Source organism: Nocardioides cremeus (genome assembly GCF_030518195.1).
GTDB classification, from domain to species: Bacteria; Actinomycetota; Actinomycetes; order Propionibacteriales; family Nocardioidaceae; genus Nocardioides; species Nocardioides cremeus.
In genome coordinates, this window is the sequence record NZ_JAULSC010000062.1 from 1 (window position 1) to 1,187 (window position 1,187).

The following is a 1,187-nucleotide window of genomic DNA, read 5'->3' on the forward strand; positions in this document are numbered from 1 at the left end:
AGCAACCGTCTGATACGAAGATAAACAGTTGGCCGGGGTTAGCTGGCTTTCTCCAGGGTGACGGTGTAGCCGAGTTGTTCGAGCTGGTGCAGGGCGCGGCCTTTGGTGCGCTCAGGGCGCAGGGTGGTGAAGAAGTCGGCGCCGGGGTCGTTGTAGAGCTCTCCGGTCTGGAGCATGTGCCAGATCGCGTTGAGCATGTCGTGCTGCAGCGCAACGCCTGCTCGTTTCTTGCCGCGACGTGCTGCGATGCGTCGGTACTTGGCGGCTAGGTAGGTGTTCTTGGTCTGGGATGCGGCGAATGCGGCGATGCCCAGGGCGCCTTTGAGGTGGGCGTTGCCGTGGGTGGTCTTGCTGGCCTTCACCACTCCAGCCGACTCGTTGTTGCCCGGGCAGACTCCTGCCCAGGAGGCCAGGTGTGCGGGGCTGGGGAAGCGGGACATGTCGGCGCCGGTCTCGGCGATGATGACTTCGGCGACTCGGTTGCTGATGCCGGGGATCGATGAGATCAGGGTCCGGGCGTCGCGAAAGGGTTCGATCATCACCTCGATCCGCTCGGTGATCTCGCTGATCACTTGGTCGTGTTTGTCGATGAGGTCGAAGTGGGCGCGGACCAGGAAGCTGTGGTGGTCGCTGAAGCGCCCGGTCAGCGCCTCGATCAGCTCGCCGCTCTTGCCCCGCATTGACCAGTGCGCGAGGTCGGCCAGGACCTCAGGGTTGCGTTCGCCAGCGCACAGAGCGTTCAGCATTGCTCGTGCAGAGACTCCGGTGAGATCGGATGCCACCGAGGACAACTTGATGCCAGCTCCTTCGAGGAGCTTCTCCATGCGCAGCACCTCGCGAGAGCGTTCGCGGGTCACTGCGCTGCGGGTGCGGGTCAGGTCGCGCAGCTCACGGATCGCCGGTGGAGGGACAAACGAGGGTCGGACCAGACCATGAGCTCCGAGCTGGGCCAGCCAGGTCGCGTCGTTGACGTCGGTCTTGCGGCCGGGCACGTTCTTGACGTGTCGGGCGTTGACCAGCATCACCTCGCAGCCCGGCAGGTCCTCCAGCAAGTAGTAGTAGGGCTTCCAGTAGTCGCTGGTGGCTTCCATGAGCACCAACGTGACCTGCTGCTCGATCAGGTGCTCACGCAACGCCAGGATGGTGTTGGTCATCGACCCCCACGTGGTGACGACCTCGCTGATGCG

Annotated in this window: 1 protein-coding gene; it reads right to left on the reverse strand. The window is 64.0% G+C overall.

The annotated features are described in order from the left end of the window. Positions 1-38: 38 nt before the first annotated feature. Positions 39-1,187, reverse strand: a 1,149-nt coding sequence (locus QWJ41_RS20730) for an IS110 family RNA-guided transposase (RefSeq protein WP_302710367.1), incomplete at its 5' end; no start/stop codon positions are given.